This window comes from Emticicia sp. TH156 (assembly GCF_002855535.1).
GTDB lineage: Bacteria > Bacteroidota > Bacteroidia > Cytophagales > Spirosomataceae > Emticicia > Emticicia fluvialis.
Genome location: NZ_PKRS01000012.1, coordinates 54,515 through 74,991, shown reverse-complemented (window position 1 = coordinate 74,991; position 20,477 = coordinate 54,515). Strand labels below are relative to the sequence as shown.

General features: G+C 42.4%; 13 protein-coding genes. 7 read left to right on the top strand and 6 right to left on the bottom strand.

Annotated elements, in window-relative coordinates; genetic code table 11:
• Positions 1 to 107 precede the first annotated feature (107 nt).
• From C0V77_RS20135 to mutL, 3 genes are read right to left on the bottom strand one after another with little or no spacing between them, the layout of a single operon-like run.
• Positions 108 to 1,016, bottom strand: a complete 909-nt coding sequence (locus tag C0V77_RS20135) for a rhomboid family intramembrane serine protease (RefSeq protein WP_143706142.1) — start codon at positions 1,014 to 1,016, stop codon at positions 108 to 110.
• Positions 1,017 to 1,052: 36 nt separating this feature from the next.
• Complete coding sequence (locus tag C0V77_RS20130; protein ID WP_101728186.1) at positions 1,053 to 1,706, bottom strand: rhomboid family intramembrane serine protease; 654 nt, start codon at positions 1,704 to 1,706, stop codon at positions 1,053 to 1,055.
• A gap of 10 nt (positions 1,707 to 1,716) precedes the next feature.
• Positions 1,717 to 3,615 carry a DNA mismatch repair endonuclease MutL gene (mutL, locus tag C0V77_RS20125; protein WP_101728185.1) on the bottom strand — a complete coding sequence of 633 codons (1,899 nt, stop codon included), beginning with the start codon at positions 3,613 to 3,615 and terminating at the stop codon, positions 1,717 to 1,719.
• A gap of 326 nt (positions 3,616 to 3,941) precedes the next feature.
• On the opposite strand from mutL, the gene C0V77_RS20120 reads away from it, so the two are divergent.
• The 4 genes from C0V77_RS20120 to C0V77_RS20105 all read left to right on the top strand — a co-directional run bounded on the left by C0V77_RS20120 (position 3,942) and on the right by C0V77_RS20105 (position 10,746).
• Positions 3,942 to 4,466 carry a DUF2911 domain-containing protein gene (locus C0V77_RS20120; protein ID WP_101728184.1) on the top strand — a complete coding sequence of 175 codons (525 nt, stop codon included), beginning with the start codon at positions 3,942 to 3,944 and terminating at the stop codon, positions 4,464 to 4,466.
• Between the two features lie 43 nt (positions 4,467 to 4,509).
• Positions 4,510 to 5,337: a 50S ribosomal protein L11 methyltransferase gene (gene prmA, locus C0V77_RS20115; protein WP_101728183.1), complete on the top strand. Its 828-nt coding sequence runs from the start codon at positions 4,510 to 4,512 to the stop codon at positions 5,335 to 5,337.
• Between the two features lie 35 nt (positions 5,338 to 5,372).
• On the top strand, positions 5,373 to 10,136 hold the full coding sequence (locus C0V77_RS20110) for a hypothetical protein (RefSeq protein WP_143706141.1): 4,764 nt from the start codon (positions 5,373 to 5,375) through the stop codon (positions 10,134 to 10,136).
• Positions 10,137 to 10,353: 217 nt separating this feature from the next.
• The gene (locus tag C0V77_RS20105) at positions 10,354 to 10,746 is read left to right on the top strand and encodes a MerC domain-containing protein (RefSeq protein WP_101728181.1); all 393 of its coding nucleotides are present in this window, start codon (positions 10,354 to 10,356) and stop codon (positions 10,744 to 10,746) included.
• Between the two features lie 49 nt (positions 10,747 to 10,795).
• Here C0V77_RS20105 and C0V77_RS20100 read toward each other — a convergent pair whose 3' ends face one another.
• Positions 10,796 to 12,277 carry a M20/M25/M40 family metallo-hydrolase gene (locus C0V77_RS20100; RefSeq protein WP_101728180.1) on the bottom strand — a complete coding sequence of 494 codons (1,482 nt, stop codon included), beginning with the start codon at positions 12,275 to 12,277 and terminating at the stop codon, positions 10,796 to 10,798.
• Positions 12,278 to 12,469: 192 nt separating this feature from the next.
• Between C0V77_RS20100 and C0V77_RS20095 the strand changes: the two genes are divergently transcribed.
• Positions 12,470 to 14,557 carry a S9 family peptidase gene (locus C0V77_RS20095; protein ID WP_229236335.1) on the top strand — a complete coding sequence of 696 codons (2,088 nt, stop codon included), beginning with the start codon at positions 12,470 to 12,472 and terminating at the stop codon, positions 14,555 to 14,557.
• Between the two features lie 231 nt (positions 14,558 to 14,788).
• Positions 14,789 to 16,501: a DUF6089 family protein gene (locus C0V77_RS20085; protein ID WP_101728178.1), complete on the top strand. Its 1,713-nt coding sequence runs from the start codon at positions 14,789 to 14,791 to the stop codon at positions 16,499 to 16,501.
• A 174-nt stretch (positions 16,502 to 16,675) separates the two neighbouring features.
• Here the strand turns inward: C0V77_RS20085 and C0V77_RS20080 are convergent, their stop codons facing one another.
• Positions 16,676 to 18,082, bottom strand: a complete 1,407-nt coding sequence (locus C0V77_RS20080; RefSeq protein ID WP_101728177.1) for a serine hydrolase — start codon at positions 18,080 to 18,082, stop codon at positions 16,676 to 16,678.
• Positions 18,083 to 18,250: 168 nt separating this feature from the next.
• Between C0V77_RS20080 and C0V77_RS20075 the strand changes: the two genes are divergently transcribed.
• Positions 18,251 to 18,691 (top strand): thioredoxin domain-containing protein, encoded by a 441-nt coding sequence (locus tag C0V77_RS20075; RefSeq protein WP_101728176.1) that lies wholly within the window; start codon positions 18,251 to 18,253, stop codon positions 18,689 to 18,691.
• A gap of 84 nt (positions 18,692 to 18,775) precedes the next feature.
• Here C0V77_RS20075 and C0V77_RS20070 read toward each other — a convergent pair whose 3' ends face one another.
• Positions 18,776 to 19,981, bottom strand: coding sequence for an RsmB/NOP family class I SAM-dependent RNA methyltransferase (locus C0V77_RS20070; RefSeq protein WP_101728175.1), 1,206 nt, complete (start codon positions 19,979 to 19,981; stop codon positions 18,776 to 18,778).
• Positions 19,982 to 20,477: the final 496 nt, after the last annotated feature.

The window sequence follows — 20,477 nt, the reverse complement described above, 5'->3', positions numbered from 1 at the left end:
TAAAAATTTACATTTTCGCCCAAACAGTTTGCCAACCATACTTAATTTTGAAGTATGAAGTTAAATGAAGCCAACAAAGGTATAAAAAATAACAGAATTTACTTGAACTAATCTTTCTTTTGGCTGGCACGATAAAGCTTATGCTTTTCTTCTTTGGTAAGGCTTTCATAGCCTGATTTTCCAATTTTGTCCAGAATTGCATCTACTTCATCCTGGTCCGGAAAATAATTGGGGTCCAGGCCTGAGCTGCTCATACCTTTGTTAGATACCGTAGACTCACTGTATCTTCTTTGCGGTATTTTCATTTTGGGCTTGGGTCTCCAGAAATCACTCCACCAGTCAGCAACGGCTTCAATAGGGCTGCCCAGGTTAACCCCTTTGCGCAATAAATAAATGTAAGAATAGCCTGCCAAAGCACCACCCAGATGAGAAATACCACTGCTGGGCACTATAAAAGAAAGTAGCAGAAAAAACCAGGCAATGTATTTTATTTTAATAAGAAAAAGCCCGAAAAAATAAAATTCGTATTCAGGCAAAAGCGTTACGGCCGCAAACATAACCGCACACACCGCTGCAGAGGCCCCAAGTATTGTTGAATTGATGTTGTTAACCTGAGGCGCCAATAAAAGCAGGTTATAAATACCCACGTAAATAATGCCACTGAGAACCGCCCCGAGAATATAAATACTTAACAGTTTACGACTGCCTATAAACTCCTGTACCAGCGTACCAAACCAGAACAGGGTCATCATATTAAAGAGCAGGTGCCAGAAACTGTAATGCGTAAAACCGTAGGTAAGGAGGGTCCAGGGTTGCATCACAAGCTCCCTTAAAGGCGCAACCAATATAATGTTGTTATTGATGGCTCTTTCAATAACACTGCCGCCGGGAACAAAAGACAATATAAAGCCTGCCAGAATTAAAGACAAGAAAACCACCGCATTGATGAGCATTAGTTGCACCAATGTGTTCCCACGACGAAAAGGTCTTTTTATGTCTTCTAAGAAATTTGCCAACTTCTCCGTTTTCCTTAAACAAATTTAAATAAAAAATTAATACCGCATTTTTCCGAAACCGAAATATCTTAACAGAATGAAGCCTACCAGCAGGCCGCCTACGTGTGCAAAATGAGCTACTCCCATTGATGAGCCATGAACCCCAGAGTATAACTCATAGATACCATAAAAAGCGACCAGATACTTGGCCTTAATGGGTATCGGGAGCGGGAAAATAATCAGCTCGTTATTCGGGAACAGATAAGCGTATGCTATCAGAATACCGAAAATCGCGCCCGATGCCCCCACCATTGGCGTTAAGGCCAGTAAAGCGTATGCATCTGACTCCGGCGAGAACTGTAGCATATCGTAAATATTTACAAAAGTGTAAATAAAGCTAGCTCCGACCCCCGTTATTAAATAGTATATTAAAAAACGTTTCGAACCCAAAAATGTTTCAATGCCCGAGCCAAAAATAAGTAAAGCAAACATATTACTTATTAAGTGGTTAAGGTTGGCGTGCATAAACATATAAGTAACGGGCTGCCATATCTTAAAATTCGGGTTCAGTAGCATCGATTCGCCAGGCAGAATCGGATTATAGAACGCAAATTGTTGTGTAATGTAATCATCATTGAGAAAACGCGACAGAAAAAATACTACAACATTTATTATCAGTAAATTACGGGCAACAGGGCTTAAATAAAACATATCTTTTGATTTATTTTTTAATAATGAGTTCGGCCAGGCGTTCTACCGATAAAATGGTCATGATCGGTTCTCCACTCGGAGTATAACCCGGAACAGCCGTTTCAAAAAGTTGATGAATCAGTAAATTTATTTCAATTTTCGAAAGTTCGCCAATATATTTGGCAGAAGATTTTTTTGAGAACGAGCGCGCCACATTCTCAATCACATCCAGATGTAAATCGCTTTGGTTGGTTTTATATTGTTGTAATAACCCCTCAAAAATCTCTTTTTCGTTTTCTTCCTGCACCTCTGGTGGTACACCGCTTATTTTGATGGTGTTCTGCCCGAATTCTTCAAAAGAAAAACCCAATGCCTTAATCTCATCCTGTATCTCAAGCACCAGTTGAAAATCAGCAGGATGGAGGTCCACTGTTTTCGGGAAAAGCAGTTGTTGCGTAAAAGAGTTTTTATTTTTCAGGTTGTTATGATACTTTTCGTAAAGAATACGCTCATAAGCGGCTCTCTGGTCAATAAGCATCAAACCGCTTTTGGCCTGCGCCACAATAAACCTGTTCTGAACCTGAATAGCCGTTATTTCTTTTATTTCGGCCAGTCTTTTGCTTTCGTCAAGAATAATATCATTGGCTTTGCTGCCCAGTGTTATGGGCGCATCGGCAGGAGCGGCGGCACTCTGAAAACCCAGCGTACTCTGGTTATTGGGCTTGAAACTCTCCATACCTTCAAACAGTTTACGCCAGTTTTCGGTATTTCCTCTGTCTCGTAATGAATCACTCATTGAGGCTAGCGACTCAAGACCTCTTCGTGGTTTTTCAAAATCTGAAATGGACTGGCTGATGGGCGTTGGTGTGTCGCTGAACCTGCCGGTTGAAGTGATATTGCCAAAATTGATATCAGATTCAAAATCAATAGTAGGTGTCAGGTTATATACGCCAATGGCCCGTCTTACTGCCGACCTGATGATGGCATACACGGCTCTTTCGTCATCAAATTTTATCTCCGTTTTGGTCGGATGAATGTTAATGTCTATATGTGATGGGTCAATCTCAAGAAATAATACGTAAAACGGGCTGCTGCCTTCGGGTATTGTGGCCTCAAAGGCACTTAACACGGCATGATGCAGGTAATTATGCTTGATAAACCGTTTATTGACAAAGAAAAACTGCTCACCGCGCCCTTTCTTGGCCGACTCCGGCTTACCCACAAAGCCTTCTACATTTACAAAAGGTGTTTCTTCTTCGCAATTAGCTAATTGCTCGCGGTAGTTCTTGCCAAAAATATCAATAATCCTGCGGCTTAGTTTTCCGGCCGGCAGGTTATAAACCTCCACATCGTTATGGTAAAGCGTAAACTGAATTTCGGGGTGTGCCAGTGCTACACGCTGAAACTCGTCCAGCACATGCTTCATTTCAACCGGGTTCGACTTCAGGAAGTTTCTTCTGGCAGGTACGTTAAAAAACAGATTTTTTACCTGAAAATTTGTACCCTTGGTACACGATACAGACTCCTGACTTTTTAATTCAGAGCCTTCAATTCTAATCATCGTTCCCACCTCGTCATTTTGTCGGCGTGTACGTAATTCTACCTGAGCCACCGCGGCTATTGAAGCCAGCGCTTCGCCCCTGAACCCCATGGTACGGATGGCAAACAAATCATCGGCTGTTTTAATTTTTGAGGTAGCGTGCCGTTCAAAACTCATGCGTGCATCAGTGGCCGACATCCCCACGCCGTCGTCAATTACCTGTATCAGGGTTCTGCCGGCATCTTTTACAATCAGTTGTATGGTCTGGGCCTGGGCGTCTATCGAATTCTCCAATAATTCTTTTACTACTGAAGCCGGTCTTTGCACAACTTCTCCCGCCGCAATCTGATTGGCAATCGAATCAGGTAGTAAATGAATAATATCTAGCATTTGTATGTATTTTTGCCCTCTTAACTGTTTTTAATTATCTAATTAACCTTAATTTTAAACCAAATTGTTCCTGTCTTGCAAATAAATTCAACCCCAAAGGCTTACACTTGCTCAGGGCCGCTTACAATTTTACACTTATTGGTTTTCAAAAAAAGTACAAAGCATTTGCACCGCAAAATTGACGTTTTCTAAAATGAAAACAGAAAAAAACTTTATTTAATTTTAGTGGCTCTTCAAACGAACCACCTCAGAGATGAGTTCTTATAAAAAAGCAGCGTCTTTAAATAGTGGCTCAGCTTTAATCAATCACTTTAAATTTTTCTCGTATGAACAAAAAGATAGGAATACTTCTTGCCGGGGTGGCTGTATTAGCTCTGGCTTTTTTTGGCGTAAGGGCATATACCAAAAGCAAAAGCCCTGCTGATACCGCATCGTTTAATCAGAATGGCTTATCGGTTCAGGTAGATTACTGCCGCCCTTACAAAAAAGACCGTGTGGTTTTTGGCCAGTTGGTGCCTTATGGCAAAGTCTGGAGAACTGGTGCTAACGAGGCCACGCTCTTTACGGTAAAGCAAGATGTAAAAATTGCAGGCAAACCACTAAAAGCCGGAACATATACTTTATGGACAGTACCCAATGCGGATGTATGGACTATAGTGCTGAACAGACAAACCGGGCAGTGGGGTACCAAATATGACGAGTTGCAAGATGTACTAAGGGTAGATGTGCCAGCCGGCAAAACCACCGGAACCGTAGAGCAATTTAAAATAGACTTTGCTGCAATGGCCGGGGGAGCAAACATGGTTTTGCTTTGGGAGAACAGCGAGGTAAAAGTACCTGTTACACTTTAAGATAAATACTTTGTAAGTAAGAAGAATTTCCGAACTTTACAGCATGGATTATATAGAATTAACGTTACAGGCAGATGCCGATTTTGTGGAAATTCTGATGGCAGAATTGGCCGAGTTAGGTTTTGAATCGTTCGTTGAAACCGAAGACGGGCTGGAGGCCTACATTCAGGAAGAAATTTTCAATGATATGGCCGTGAAGCAAATGCTGGAAAGCTACGCAGCGCGCACGGGTATTTCGTATCAGTTTAAAAAGATAGTAAGGCAGAACTGGAACGCAGAATGGGAGAAGAATTTTCAGCCGATTCAGATTGGTGAACAGATTTTTGTTCGGGCTGATTTTCACGAACCCAGGCCCGGGTTTCCTTATGAAATCATTATTACACCCAAGATGTCGTTCGGTACGGGGCATCATGAAACCACCTCTATGGTAATGGAGCATCAGCTTAACATTGACCATACGGGCAAAAAAGTGCTTGATGTTGGCACAGGTACCGGTATTCTGGCTGTTTTGGCGTCAAAACTGCAAGCAAGCCATATTAGTGCTTTTGATATTGACGAGTGGTCTGTTGAAAATACCATAGAAAACATACGGCTGAATAATGTAACAAACGTAAGTGTAAGGCAGGGAACCATAGAAGACCAGCCGCAAGACGTTTACGAAATTGTACTGGCCAATATTAACCGGAATATCCTTATCAGCCAGATACCGGCTTATGTTAAATTCATGGCTCCGGGCGCCGAACTGATAGTAAGTGGGTTTTATGAAAAAGATATCGCTGATATTCAAACAGTTGCCGAGTCGGTGGGGCTAAAAAAACTGGCTCATCTAAGCAAGAATAACTGGGCGGCAGTCGTTTTTAAATATAAGTAATTTAAAAGGGCGATTACAATCGCAGTTCTTTTCATATGCGGCACCTAACTATTATCTTCTGTTGTGGTATTCTTTTGTCGGTTGGGGCAAGGGCACAATCAATCAGGTTGTCGGAAAACCCACAGACCTTTATCAGTGAGATTAAGACGGTAATGGGCGCAGAAAAAAATGCAATAGCCATTGCCATGGGCGATAAGTTTGAGGTTTACTGGACAACCCGCTTTACCGACAGCCAGAAAACGGTATTGATGAATACAACCAGGCGGATGGGGCTGAAAGGGCATAAAATGGCACAGTTTTATTACCTCTTTCTGCTGATTGATAAACTGATAACACAAGAAAACTATAACAATACACGCCTTGATAATTTTCTGGGGGTGGCGCAAAAGACGGTTGAGCAATATGACCTAAAAACAGCTACCCGTGTTTTTGAAACCTTCAAGGATTTTCTGGAGAAGCGCAGAATCTATGCCTCGGGCTTTAACCGGTTATATGTACTTGGGGGTACATTCGATTTCACGTTCTCTGGTAAAATGCCCGAAACAGCAAAATCTGCTCCACCTGCCTCAACTGCAGCTTCTGCCCCTGAAGAAGAATCAAAATTATTTGATGGATGGGACTCCCCCGTACCAGTAACACCGCCGCCTTCTGCTGGCAATGGGTTACCGGAGTTGACTAAGAAACCCATGCCGGTGTTGTCTGGTGTGGCTGTTGAGTTCAGCAATGCCGACCTGGTTATGGCCACCGCCAGCGACTCAGTGGCTATTAGCCAAACTTCAGGCACCATAGCGTTGAAAGACGGTATTTTTGTAGGTAAGGGCGGCACAATCACCTGGGCTAATCTCGGACTACCTCAGATTTCAGCAACCCTGGCCGACTATACCTTTGAAGTCAGAAACCCGCGTTTTACAGCAGAAGATGTTACTTTTACCTATCCCGACCGCCTGACAGCCCCGGTAAAAGGAGTGCTGGAGTTTAAAGGCGAAAAGCGCGCCAAAAATGTACCGGCATTGTATCCGCGTTTTATGTCTTACCAGAGCGACGCCTTCATCAAGAATATCGATAAAAGTATTGAGTACAAAGGTGGGTTTTCTATTATCGGCAAAAGAATCTTTTCTTCATCTGCCACCAATAGTTATGCATACATTACAGTAAAACAAGATGGCAAAACGGTTTTTAAAACCAGTAGTACGCGCTTCGAAATTAATGATGCTTTCATCAATGCGCAATTGGCCAGTTTTGTAACCTACATCGGCCAGGACTCCATCTATCATCCGGCCGTAAAACTCAATTACATACCTGCCGACGGCCTGCTGAAATTGAATAAAATAGAAGCCGGCAGTTACAGAGATGCCCTGTTTATAGATTCGTACCATCAGTTGGGTATCAAGTGCGATGCCATGCGGTGGAATCTGGCAGAAGGCAAAATGGATTTCTATATTGTATCCGGCAAAACGCAGGTGCCAGCCTTGTTTGAATCGCTCGATTTCTTTGACGCCCAAAGGTTAGGCAGGCTCAGCGGTGGTGGCAGTTTTAATCCGTTGCTTGTGGCCTCTAATTTTGTGCAGAAAAACAACAAATCTTCTTTCAGTGTGCAGGAGGTAGGCGCTTTTAATAATAACCGGGTATCGACCCAGAACCTGAAATCTGGCTTTATGCTGGCCGAGCAGCAAGGTTTTTTATACTATAACCCCATAACAGACCTCTACAGCATTACCAGAAAAGGCCAGCATTATCTGGCAGCCAACACTGGTAAAAAAGATTTTGACGACCTGCTCATACCTTCTGTTTATGGCAGCAGTAAAGACTCTACCGCTAATGCTTCCCTAAACCTGACAGACAAATCACTGTTGATAAGGGGTGTGAAGCGTTTTAACCTGAGCGATTCGCTGGAAGCGTATGTATTGCCTTATGATGGTATCGTAAAAGTAGGTAAAAACAGAACCTTTGCCTTTGATGGTCAGCTAAAGGCAAAAAACTTTCGTTTTTCTGGTAAAGAACTGGTACTCGATTACGAGAAGTACTCGCTCTCTTTGCCCAGGATAGATTCAATTACCTTTACACCCCCTGATGCCTATGCCAAAGGCGCTACCAAAGAGATAGGCAGTAAATTTAAATATGATAACGCAGGCGTGGTGTATCTCAACAAACCTGATAACAAGTCCGGCCGGATGCATTTGCCGCAGTATCCTATCCTGAAAATAGATAAGGGTGTAATTGTTTATTTTGATGATGCCTACAGAGGCAACCGGGCATTTAACCGTGAAGTGCGATTTGAGGTGCCGAAAATAGACTTTGACAGCCTGAACGTAAAACCTTTGGAGTTTAGTGGCACCTTCTATTCGGGCAATATATTTAAACCGTTTAAAGAAAAGCTAAAAATTCTGACAGATACCACCATTGGCTTTTCGCATAAAGTGCCCGGTGGTAAGTATCCTATATATGGCAGCGAAACCTCTGTTAAGTTTGCCTCTGAGCTGGTGATGGACGACAAAGGCCTGCATACCACAGGAGACATTAATCATCTGGCTGCCACTTTAACATCTGACGAAATCTTCTTTTTTACCGACTCATTAACAGCCAAAGGCAAGTTGGGTAAAGTGCTGGAAACCGCCAGGCCCGGTGGGGCTTATTACCCTAAAGTAGATGTAAAAGACTACACCCTGAAATGGGTACCCAAAGCAGATTCAATGCTGATTGCCTCTACTGAAGGGTTTGATTTTTATCTGGCATCTTCATCTTTAAAAGGGAAAATACTATTAAGAAAAACCGGATTATTTGGTGCAGGTAACCTGGTTCGTAACGATTCAGAGACCAGCTCTGAACAATTCAAGTTTAATAAAGAGGGCTTTTTTGCCGATAACTCGCAGTTTAAAATCAAGGCCAGTTCTCCCTTAACCAAAGCTGTATTGTTGGCAAAAAACGTAGATATTAATTTCAATATCACCAAAAGTCTGGTAAATATTGTGGGTAATGAAGGCAATAGCTTTAATGATACCACAAGGCAGACCTCTTTGGAGTTTCCTTATGCAGCCTATAAAACCAATATAGACAAAGCAGAGTGGAATATTAAGAAAAAACAGATAAGCATGAAAGGCGATTTAGCCTCTACACTATTTGCATCAACTAATTCTGCTCAGGAAGGGCTGGCTTTCAAAGGAAGTTCGGCAGTTTATGATATTGAGCAATTAACCTTGAATATCGGCGGAGTGCCATACATTCAATCGGCAGATGCCAGAATCATGCCTAACAAAGGGCAGGTGGCTATCAGAAAAGACGCCGAAATGCTGCCTTTTAAAAACGCCCGACTGACAATTGACACCCTGAATGGCTTCCATAACCTGAGCAATGGTAACATACAGATTCTTTCCAAAAGCAGATTTACCGGCGATGCCTCCTATCAGTTTGTGAATGCCAGAAAAGATACTTTCAATATAAAAATGGGTGACTTTGAGTTAAGAGAGGTAAAGCTCCCGGCAGGACCTGACGGCAGGAAAACGAAAGAGAAGGGGTATTCTACTTATGCTCATGCCACCGTCAGAGACCGCGATAGCGTGTATCTGTCACCAAAAATCATCTATCAGGGAGAAATTTCTATGTGGGCGCCTGTTAAAACCCTGGCTATGGATGGTTTCGTATTGCCGGTACTTAAAAAATATCCTAAACTGGGTGGTTACTGGATACCATACAAAGGAGAAAAATCTGAAGAAGTGGTTATTACAGTTGATAAAAACCTGAAAAGTGATGAAGAACCGCTGTTTGCCGGGTTGCATTTCAGAACTACAACTTCTACCAATGGATTGTACCCTACGTTTTTGTCTGCCAAAGAAACCGAAGAAGACCAGGATGTTTTTGTGGTAAACGGTGTCTTGCGCCGAGACGAAACTAACAGGCTGTTCAGTATAAAGCCTGATGACCCCAAAGCCACGGCTGTTAATAAATATGAACTGATTGAAGACAAGGGTATTATTAACCTGGAAGGCAAATACAACCTGTTGGGTAAAGAACTGGCACAGTATATGCAAACCACAGGATTTGCTACTTTAAGACTCGATTCATCAAGGCATCAGTTTAATACCATGATGCTGTTAAACTTCCCGGTGGCACAGCCTATACTGGCTAATATGGCTACTAAAATTGTAAAAACTAACCTTGACCTGGGTGTAAACGAAGCCGCCATTGAGCTTAATTCGCCTGAGTTAATTTCAAAAATCTCGTATATCGTAGGCGAAAAAGACATTGAAGACTACAAGCTGCGGTCTGCTAAAGAATATGTGCCGTTATTCAGGTTTTCGCCCCGCTTTATCAATACCATCGTATTCAGCGACCTACAGTTGGTCTGGGAGCCTAAACAGAACGCCTACAGAAGCGTGGGCAAGCTGGGAGTATCAAACATTGGCGAGACAGATATCAATGCCAAAATAAACGGGTATGTAGAAATACGGAAAAACCCAGTTACCGGCGACGAGGTCTATGTTTTTCTGGAGTTATCGCCAGAAAGCTGGTATTATATGGGGTATAAAGAAAATGAAATGGGTATTATATCTTCTGATGATGCCTTCAATGCGCTGGTAACTAAAGGAGAGCGCAGAAAAGACCGTGGGTATCAGGTTATAGCCGTCGACCACTCAGAGGCCATTCTCTTCAGGAAGATGTTCCTGGAAACCTACCGAGGCCTGAAAGAACCACCTAAAGGAACCAAAGTTGACCCCAAGAAGCTGGCAGACGCGCCCAAAGAGGCAACGCAGAAAAAAGAAGAAAAGAAAAAGAAAGAAGAAGCAGAAAAAGAGGGTTTTTAATATAATTAAGGGTTGGCCGACTAAGAAGCCAGCCCTTTTTTTGCAAAGCAAATAACCTGAAACAGCCCCACGAATATTGATTAATCAGCACAGCCCCGCACAACCGAATCAGGAAAACCGAAAGAACAGATAAGATTGAACTAAAACAATTGCAATGATGTTGCATATTTGTTCTATCTTTGTGTCACGGTTTCTGTGATACAATTTTACATGGAGTATGCGGAAAATATTCACTCATTATCATAATCTCAATAAAGTAGGTCTGTGGCTTTCTATACTCTGCATGGTGCATTGTCTGGCTATGCCTTTTATAATTACCTCATTACCTTATCTGAGTAAAAATTCCATCAGCGAAAAATCAGAGTTTTTTCTGATTGCCATAAGTGCCTGCCTGGCGGTTTATCTTTTGTTAAAAGATTACAAAAATCATCGTAATTCACTTCCCCTTGCTCTGCTAACTTTGGCATTGGCATTTAATATGCTGGGTATCTTTTTTGTTTCTAACGCCTACGAAACCATTCTTAATGTAAGTGGCGGCCTGTTGATGGCCCTTGCTTATGGTTTAAACTGGTATTTTCATAAAAGAGCCTGCCATAGCCACCAGCATTAATCATCCATAAAAAAGGCTCTCATTTTCATGAGAGCCCCGGTAAAAAATCTTATTCTTTCCAACGCCAGTCTTTGCCAATTATCAGCTCGTTTTTCAGATTCTGCTTGATCAAAAACTCTTTGGTTTCTTCATCATTCATTTTCTTTGTTGGCAGTGCATCAGCATTGGCCAGGGCATAAAGCATCATGGCTGTGAATCGAACATTATTGTTAATTTGTTTTTTATCAATTAAATCAAAGCGGTCGCAGTTGGCATGATAACAGTTGTAGGCTTTTACCGGGAAACTGCCCGACGGCGAGCAAACCGGCACCCCCTGTATCATAAACGGCTGGTGGTCTGAGTGCAAACCGGCTCCGTTCGGATTGGTGTTGGTATAGCTGGAATCAATTTTTCTGATTTTATTGCCTACTTCATCAAAGAAAGCCCTCAGTTCAGGGCGCCCCATTGCATTAAACCCGCGGGCATTGTTTACCATGTCCAGATTCATCATTAACTGAACCTTATCCAGTTTCCCCTCATCCAGATATTTTTTCACCATGGCCTTAGAGCCCAGCAGGCCTTGTTCTTCGCCCATAAACATCACAAACTCAATAGTTCTTTTGGTTTTCAGTTTCAATGCCTGAAACACCCGTGCTACGTCTAAAACTGTAAAAGAGCCAATACCGTTATCCATTGCACCTGTTGCCAGGTCCCACGAGTCCAGGTGTCCGCCAATTACAATTTTGTCATCTTTAAGTTTTTTAGAGCTTCCGGGAAGGGTAGCTATCACGTTTCTGGCTTTAATAGGGCGGCTGAAATTCTGCATATCAATTACAGCCAGCAGATTAGGCTCGTCGTTCATCCATTTCCGAATCTGCTTGCCACTTTCAACCGAAACACAAACAGCAGGAATCGGAATCAGCGCGCCGGTAACAGAGGCGGTTCCTGTAAGGAGTACGCCTCCTTCAACCGCGTTGGCAATAATTACCCCTGCTGCGCCGTACTTAATGGCCAATGCCGTTTTTTCAGAGCGATGCAGGTTTTTCTTGCCTTTGTTTTCCGGCGATTGCAGGTTGATATTGAACAACGCAATTTTACCTTTAACCTGATCTTTTACTTTTTCAAAGTCAGCCTCTACACCGTCGCCACAATCTACAATCGGGCCTTTGATGTGCGACGAAACCGGCGAATGCGCCAGTGCCACAACCTCAACATCTCTGAAATTATCACTGCCTTTGGGTACAATAGCCAGGCTAACGGTGTCTCTTGCCCACGATTCAACCTCAAAAGGCATATATTTTACGTCGGCAAAACCGTATTCCTTCAACAAGTTATAGGCAAAATCCTCAGCTTTTTTACCATTCGGGCTTCCTGTAAGGCGATGCCCGATGCTTGAGGTGGCTTCACCCAGCGTTTCATAAGCACGGCCGCGATTCAGGACATCATCATTGATTTTTCCGAAAACTTCTTCCAACTCGTCTTTGGGTAAAGTAAAAGCAGAAAACAACGAGACGCTTACAACAACTGTCAAAAGTAAAATTCTCTTTCTCATCTACACTGTATTTATTTTAATTTCATTTAGTTTATACCCGTAATATTAGGTATAAAAATCGTAATTATTTCTTTGTTGAACAAAAAACCGTTTATTAACGGTTAATATAAAAACCAAAAGCCGGCGAAGGTAAGCCGGTTTAAAATTCATATATTACCTTAATTCAGAAAGAAAATTCCTAAAAATAACAATATGAGTACAGTACAACTAATGAAACACGATGGGATTACCCCGCCCGTAGCAAAACCGCAACTCAAAGAATTATCAGTACACGGCCACACCCGCATAGATGAATACTATTGGCTTAATGAAAGAGAAAATCCCGAGGTTATAGCATATCTGAATGCTGAAAATGCCTACCTTGAGCAGGTGATGGCTCCGGTAAAGGATTTTGAAGAAAAGCTATTTCAGGAAATGAAAAGCCGTATTCAGGAACGAGACGAATCGGTACCGGTTAAAGATGGGGCGTACTTTTTTTATTTCCGTTACATAGAGGGGGGAGAATATCCTATTTATTGTCGTAAAAAAGAAAGTTTAGAAGCACCTGAAGAAATATTGCTTGACGGCAATAAGCTGGGGAAAGGTAAACCTTACTTTAATATTGGTGGATACGAAATTACCGATAACGATGAGGTGATGGCCTATGGAATAGATACCGTTAGCAGACGCAACTATACCGTCAGATTCAAAAACTTGAAAACAGGTAAATTATATAAGGAACAGATAAAAAATACCGAGGGTGGCTGCTATGCCTGGGCGGCAGATAACAAAACATTTTTTTATATCCGCCGCGACCAGCAAACGCTGCTGGGGTATCAGGTATGGCGCCACGAATTAGGTACCGATGTAAAGACCGACGTACTGGTATATGAAGAAAAAGACAACCAGTTTTACATGGGGCTTTATAGAATGAAATCAAAAAAATACATTGCCATCAGTTGCGACCACAACGGCGTATCTACCGAATACAGGTTGTTAGAGGCTGCAAAGCCATTGGGCGAATTTAAAGTATTTGCCGAAAGAGAACGCGGGCATGAATATGTAATTGAGCATTTGCATGAAAAATTTTATATCCGCACTAATCAGAACAAGGCCGCTAACTTTAAACTATTAGAGGTAAAGGAAAATGAAGCAGCCGATAAAACAAAATGGAAAGAGGTAATTGCCCACAGAAAAGATGTTTTTCTGGAGTCGATGGAGGTATTCACCAACCATCTGGTATTGCAGGAAAGGAGAGAGGGGCTTATTCAATTGCGGGTAATTAATCAGTCCAACGGCAATGACCATTATATTGAGTTCGGCGAACCCGCCTATGATGCCTACATTGGCGCTAATCCAGACTTTAACACCCATGTACTCAGATACATTTATACATCGCTCACAACGCCTGGCTCTACATTTGACTATAACCTCGATACCCGTGAGGTAGAACTGAAAAAACAGCAAGCCGTTTTGGGCGACTTCAATAAAAACAATTATGTATCTGAACGGGTTTTTGTAACAGCTCGCGACGGAGTAAAGGTGCCTGTATCAATTGTTTATCGTAAAGAAACATTACTAAACGGCACGGCCCCTTTGTTACAGTATTCTTATGGTTCTTACGGATACTCAACCGATGCCACCTTTAGTTCAGTACGTTTAAGCCTCCTCGACAGGGGGTTTGTATATGCCATTGCTCACATACGCGGGGGGCAGGAAATGGGCCGCGAATGGTATGACGGCGGCAAAATGTTTAATAAGAAAAATACATTTTATGACTTCATTGACTGTTCGCGGTTCCTAATTGCTAACCAGTACTGCAGCCCCGGCAAATTGTTTGCCATGGGGGGTAGCGCAGGTGGGTTACTGATGGGTGCCATTACTAATTTGCAACCTGATTTATACAAAGGCATAGTAGCAGCCGTACCATTTGTAGATGTTGTAACTACCATGCTTGATGAAAGCATACCGCTAACTACCGGAGAGTTTGAAGAATGGGGTAACCCCAAAAACAAAGCGTCTTATGACTATATGCTGTCTTATTCACCTTACGACAATATCGACGCTATGGATTATCCTAATATGTTGATAACTACCGGTTTACATGATTCACAGGTGCAGTATTTTGAGCCCGCAAAATGGGTGGCCCGATTACGCACCAGAAAAACCGACCAAAACCTGCTGTTATTGTACACAGACATGGAGGCAGGGCATGGGGGCGCATCAGGTCGTTTTTCTTCTCTGAAGCTGATAGCGAAAGAGTATGTTTTTATGCTCGATTTAGCCAATGCCTTACATTGAAATTTTGATAGGCAGGTGTAGTTCAGAAATATTCAGGGCTAAATGCGGGTTTATCCGGGTGTTTTTACCAATTAATCATATTTTCAAAAAAAATGAGCCCGTTTTTTTTAAATTTCTAACTATTTGTTTTTTATTTGCCACCATATTCCGAACAGATTGTGACCTTAATATTTTATTTAGTCCAATTTTTTTACAACATTTTATTTTTGAATTAACAAAAAATTCCCCAACATGAAGAAGGCAATACTAGTATTTGCGTCGTTATTCGTCTTTGCTCTGACAACGCAAGCTCAAGACACCTGTAAAGTTTGCAAGCCATACAAATGGGAGGCAGGCCTCCTGCTTGGAGTTAACCAGAACTATGGAGACATGCAAGAAGATGCATCTTATCTTTCACAAAACCGTCCTATGTTCGGCGCATTTGTTCGTCGTCATCTGGGTAACTATTTTGCGGTAAGAGGTCAGGTCTTCTTTGGTGGTTTAGCCGGAAACGATTTGGATAACCCTAACGGAAGATGGAATTATCGTCGTCTGAAATTTACCTCACCTCTTTCAGAATTATCCTTACTGGCTGAAGTATATCCTTTCGGCGAGCGCAAGTATTTCTGTGACGGAGGCTTTAAAAGAAACCTGACACCTTATCTATATGGTGGTCTTGCAGGTGTTTTCACTAATCCTACAGTAACGGTTCAGTCGGGTGCTACTGCCCCTCCGTTGCAATCATGGATGGATGAAGACAAAGCAAATCTTAAAAAAGGTGCGCTTGCAATTCCGTTTGGGTTAGGTGTAAAATATAATGTAGCAGAAAGATGGACATTGGGTCTTGAAGTGGGTTACCGCTACGCATTCTCTGATTATCTTGATGGAACAAGCCGCGCTACTACAAGCCTTGTGTCTAATAAAGCTTATAATGATGGTTATGCGGTAGGTAATTTACTGGTATCTTACCGTTTTGGCGATAAAGACACAGATAAAGACGGTGTTGTTGATCGTTGCGACGCCTGTGTTAATGAAAAAGGGCTTCGTAAATTCCAGGGTTGTCCTGATACAGACGGTGACGGTATCCCTGATAAAGATGATGCCTGCCCTACTCAGGCTGGTCCAATGGCCTTGAATGGTTGTCCTGACACAGATGGTGACGGGGTAGCAGATAAAGATGATGCCTGCCCAACTTTAGCGGGTCCTGCTTCTTTGCAGGGTTGCCCAGACCGCGACAAAGACGGCGTAGCTGATAAAGATGACGCTTGTCCTGACGTGCCTGGTTTGAAAGCCTTGAATGGTTGCCCTGACACAGACGGTGACGGTATTACAGATAAAGAAGATGCTTGTCCTAACGAGCCTGGTCCGGCTTCATTGAAAGGTTGTCCTGATACAGACGGCGACGGTATTCCTGATAAAGATGATGCTTGCCCTAGAGTTGCCGGTTCTGTAGCTGCTAAAGGTTGCCCAGACCGCGACAATGACGGTGTAGCTGACGATAAAGATAAATGTCCTGACCTGCCTGGTCTTGCGTCAAACGATGGTTGTCCTGAAGGTTACGTAAATGGTATGGCTCCGGGTTACAGAACGCTAAGCGGATGTATGATTACCAAAGAAGAATTGGATGAACTAAGCGCAGCAGCTCAGGGAATTGAATTCTACAGCGGAACCAACAAACTGAAACCAACATCCTACAAAAAACTTGACCGCGTTTGTACATTGTTGCAAAGATGCCCAGATAGTATGCTTACTGTAGTGGCATACAACGATGGCCCAAGCACAGCCGCCAACCTTCGTGCTGCTAAATTGCGTGCCTGCGCTGTTTATGCTTACTTCTTGAAAAAGAAATGTATCAGCAAAGCACGCATGACCTACGAAGGAAAAGGAGACGAAGATCCTTCAACTCCTTATACAACTCCGGATGGCAAGAAAACCAACACTCGTATTGAGTTCCAGTTGAAATAAGAGCTAAGTATTAAAGCAATAAATAAACCCCGGCTACGCAGTATGTGTATCCGGGGTTTTGTTTTGTATCAATGCAGCCAACCTGTTTTAAGCGCTGTATTTTCTTTAAAACAAACTGTTATTGTTGTTTAATATCCACATTGGTTATAATCCAATCAGCCAAACCTGGGGTTTTTATTTGTTTATTTTTAATAGTTCAAAACCTATAGGAGCTACTTCTTCGGCTGAGTTAGACAAAACCACAACCGCTGTTTTTTTGGTTTTATCAAAAGCAACCAAAGTCCTGAATCCCCCTGTTCCTCCCGAATGTTGATAAATGTTTCTATTTTTAGTTAAATGCCAGCCCAGACCAATAATCTGTTGGCCTTGTTCAAATGTAATGGTGTGGGTCAGGTCTATTGCTTTTTGCAGATTTGCAGGTGCCTTGTTCATGTTGGCTTGTATGTACTTAACCATGTCGTTAATTGTCGACCGTATGCCGCCCGCCCCTGCCAGGCTGTTCAGGTCCCAGGGAGAGGTGGCTTCACCTTTTTCGTTGTAGCCCTGCGCAAAGTTGCCTGCCTGTTTTGCGGGAATAGTGATGAATGTATGCTTCATATCCAGAGGGCCGGTAATTTTATCAGCCAGAAGTTTTTCGTAGGTGGTGTGGTTTTGTACAGCTAAAATATTACCTAACAATCCCACGGCAAAATTAGAATATTCATAGTTGAGGCCTACCTCACGGAACGGCTTAAAGTGTTTCAGATAGGTGTACATCCGTTCGGTATCATAATTTTTGTAGGGGTCATCTATGGGGTCTCCTTTTTTGTAAAGGTTAATGGGCAGCCTCGGAAGCCCCGAACTGTGGTTTGACAAACTTTTAAGCGTAAGCGGTACACCCTTGAATGCCATTGTAGGAATAGAGTCGGGAAGATACTTGTTAATTGGGTCATCGAGCGCCATTTTGCCTTTTACTACCTCATCAGCCAATAGAATAGCAGTAAAGGTTTTACTGATAGAGCCTATCTCGAACAACGTTTTGTCTGGGTCTGGTAATTGGTGGTTTCCTCTTTTGGTTTCGCCATAATTATAGGTATATACCTTGCCATCAGTAACAATGGCCAAAGCCAGCCCTGTGGTATGTTTTAACTGGATATATGGCCTTACTATACTATCAACCTTAACATCTACGACGGTCTGCATCTTGTTATCGGTTGCAACCAGATAATCTTTTTTAGGTTTATTATCGGTATTAGGTCTGAAAAGTAGCGTAGATATTTTATCTGATGCGTCTAATGCTAAATAAACGTCCTGAGTTGCTTTTTCAAAAATACCTTTGTAGAAAGCCACACCATCAACGCTTTTTACAAAAACTGAAGATTTCCATATACCCAGTTGGTTATGAAGCTGCGTTATTACATTTTTTAGTTCAGTTTCGGGCAGTTGCTTTCTGAACACTTCTCCGGTCAGTTGAAAGAGATTAGCCGGATTTTTTTCGTTGAATGCGTTCTCGACCAGCACCCTTACTGAATCAATTTTTTTTTGGTTTGATTGCCCGGTAGCAGAAAATGAAAGTAGCAGAAGAAATAGTATTTTTTTCATGAGGTATTGGTTTAACAGGCTAAATGTCGGTCTGTCTGGTTATATCTCAAAGTAAAACTTTATAAGAGGTAAACCGGGTGTCAAACGATTATCATGTTTTTTTGGCGTAACAAACTAAAACTCCGATTTTTATCGTTATTCTTGCAAAAATTTTAAATCGATTTAGAAATGAATAAAAGATTGTTTCTGGCAACTCTAGGGCTGTTTTTGAGTTGGTCAACCTTTGCTCAGCATTCATCTGCCACAGGTATTAAGTTTGAAGAGAAAACTTCATGGAAAGAAATAATTAAAAAGGCCAAAGCAGAGAAAAAGCTGATTTTTATGGATGCCTACACTACCTGGTGTGGCCCATGCAAGGCGCTTCAGGCAAAAGTATTCCCTGATAAGCAATTGGGCGAATTCTTTAACCAGAACTTTGTGAATGTAGCTATCGACATGGAAGAAGGCGAGGGCGTGAAGTTGTCTGGCATTTATGATGTACAGGCCTACCCAACCTTGTTTTTTATTGACCCAACCAACGGGAAAGTGGTGCAGTCGGTTTTAGGATATACCGAAGCCCCCCAGTTGCTGAATACGGCAAAGCGTGCCGCTGCTAAAAGAAAAGTATAATAGCAGGCTGATGGCAGTGCTTGTAAGATATTAACGAAAAAGAGGGGCGGGAGTTCCTCTTTTTCGTTCACAGGCAATCGGGTTTTACTGTTTTTGCAGTAGTGCCATATAGAAACCATCATACCCCTCTTTGGCAGGCGAAGTGCGCTGCTCGCCAATGAGTTCAAAACCTGCATGGGTTGCCAGAAACTGCTTCACCTGCGCTTCGCTTTCAGAGGGCAGTATACTACAGGTGGCATAAACCATTTTGCCGCCGGGTTTCAGCATTTTTGAGTAGTTACTTATAATTTCGGTCTGGGTTTTTCTGATGTTATCCAGAAACTCAGGCTTTAGTTTCCACTTCGCGTCGGGGTTTCGTCTTAAAACACCCAGGCCGGAACACGGCACATCTAATAGCAGTCTGTCGGCACTTTCTTTGAGTCTTTTAATGGTCTTGGCCTCTATCAGTTTAGTCTCTACATTACCAATACCATTGCGGCGGGCACGTCTTTGTAGTTCCTGCAGTTTATAATCTTCTACATCCATAGCTATAATGCGGCCTTTGTTTTCCATCAGCGTAGCCAGATGCAATGTTTTGCCTCCTGCACCGGCGCAGGCGTCTATAACACGCATACCCGGCTGAACATCCAGAAACGGCGCTATCAACTGGCTGCCGGCATCCTGCACTTCAAAGAGTCCGTTTTTAAATGCCTCAGTGGCAAATACATTAGCCCTCTTTTTTAATACCAATGCCTCATGGGCGTCAGGCAGAGTTGCTGTTTCAATACCGGCTTCGTTTAGTTTCTTTTGTAGTTCAGCTACACTGGTTTTTAAGGTATTGGTGCGTAACACAACCGGAGCCTGGTGGTTCATGGCCTGCAGTTCGGCGTTCCATTGTTCACCCAATTCTTTTTCACCGGTTTCATCTATCCAGTCCGGCACCGATTCTTTTATTTTTCTGGTGTGCTGGGCTTCCTCAAAACGGGCAGTAATATTTTTTAGATTCAGACCTGCAAACTCCTGCCAGTCGGGTAGTTTATCTCCCTGCAAGACGCGCCAGGCACCGAATATCTGCCAGAATTGAGCCGCCTCTGTAACTTTAGAGCCAGAGAGCTGAGTTACAAATTTCAGTAATCGCCACCAGCGTACAATCTCATAAGTGTTTTCGGCAATAAAGGCTCTGTCGCGGCTGCCCCATTTTTTGTTCGATTTCAGCACATATTCTATTACTTTGTCGGCCTGCCGGTTTTCAATAAAAATTTGTTGCAACGCGTACACAATGGCCTCAACCAATACTCTATGGTATTTCATTAATCAATATCTGTTTATAAAAAGCACAAAGTTCAGGCTTTTTTGTGGGATGCGGAAATACAGGGGTGTATTTTTCGAAGGCGTTCGGTTTTCAGCATAAATACTGGTTCAGGTAAAAACCCTGTTCAGAAGGCCTGAGCCAGAGTAAAGAACCCTAATTATAAGCTGATGGTGCGGTATTTAATGCCAAAAATCAGCAAATAAACAAAAATTTCAAATAATACAAACATTTGTTCAATAAGAATTTGTTATTTAAGTTAATATTTTATAACTTCGCACCCTATTTAGCAGTGCTCTCTTAAAAAACGCTTATCATTCATGAGATTTTTGTCCGATACACAACTTGTTTCACGTAGGGCAGTTGAACAGGGGCAATTATCTTCTTCACTACGAAATATATATTTTCAGCTGATTTTATAAGCATAAGTACTTCACTCTTAAGAGTCTGTCATAAGCTTGTTGCTATTATGAAACAGCATGTAGTTTAAAAAATTAT

Coding starts and splice junctions, on each gene's coding strand:
- C0V77_RS20085 (WP_101728178.1), top strand. CDS start 14,789: ATGAAGAAGGCAATACTAGTATTTGCGTCGTTATTCGTCTTTGCTCTG.
- C0V77_RS20080 (WP_101728177.1), bottom strand. CDS start 18,082: ATGAAAAAAATACTATTTCTTCTGCTACTTTCATTTTCTGCTACCGGG.
- C0V77_RS20095 (WP_229236335.1), top strand. CDS start 12,470: ATGAGTACAGTACAACTAATGAAACACGATGGGATTACCCCGCCCGTA.
- mutL (WP_101728185.1), bottom strand. CDS start 3,615: ATGCTAGATATTATTCATTTACTACCTGATTCGATTGCCAATCAGATT.
- prmA (WP_101728183.1), top strand. CDS start 4,510: ATGGATTATATAGAATTAACGTTACAGGCAGATGCCGATTTTGTGGAA.
- C0V77_RS20130 (WP_101728186.1), bottom strand. CDS start 1,706: ATGTTTTATTTAAGCCCTGTTGCCCGTAATTTACTGATAATAAATGTT.
- C0V77_RS20100 (WP_101728180.1), bottom strand. CDS start 12,277: ATGAGAAAGAGAATTTTACTTTTGACAGTTGTTGTAAGCGTCTCGTTG.
- C0V77_RS20110 (WP_143706141.1), top strand. CDS start 5,373: ATGCGGCACCTAACTATTATCTTCTGTTGTGGTATTCTTTTGTCGGTT.
- C0V77_RS20120 (WP_101728184.1), top strand. CDS start 3,942: ATGAACAAAAAGATAGGAATACTTCTTGCCGGGGTGGCTGTATTAGCT.
- C0V77_RS20105 (WP_101728181.1), top strand. CDS start 10,354: ATGCGGAAAATATTCACTCATTATCATAATCTCAATAAAGTAGGTCTG.
- C0V77_RS20075 (WP_101728176.1), top strand. CDS start 18,251: ATGAATAAAAGATTGTTTCTGGCAACTCTAGGGCTGTTTTTGAGTTGG.
- C0V77_RS20070 (WP_101728175.1), bottom strand. CDS start 19,981: ATGAAATACCATAGAGTATTGGTTGAGGCCATTGTGTACGCGTTGCAA.